Consider the following 248-nt stretch of genomic DNA (forward strand, 5'->3'; position numbering starts at 1 on the left):
CTTTACTACCAACCTACTTGTTGTCACCACCCAAATCTCACCCTCCTTTTTTCCATATTGTTTTTTAATATTTTCAATTTCCACTTCATTGGCTCTGGTACTAAATTTTTTAAAATTTACTGCGTTTGGCATAACTATTTTTTCGCCAGTGTTTCCCATTTTTATAGCCCAATCGTTTAAATAAGTAGAGAGTGAATGAATTGTGTCAGCTTTTTTGAAACCATTCTTAAAAAACCAAAATGAAATAT

1 protein-coding gene is annotated in these 248 nt (G+C 31.5%); it reads right to left on the minus strand.

Translation table 11 applies throughout. The features are described from left to right. Positions 1 to 248 (minus strand): hypothetical protein (locus tag Q4528_RS15190; protein WP_303522532.1); only part of this gene is annotated, 248 nt, incomplete at both ends.

The sequence above is a fragment of the Staphylococcus pasteuri genome (assembly GCF_030547725.1).
GTDB classification, from domain to species: Bacteria; Bacillota; Bacilli; order Staphylococcales; family Staphylococcaceae; genus Staphylococcus; species Staphylococcus pasteuri.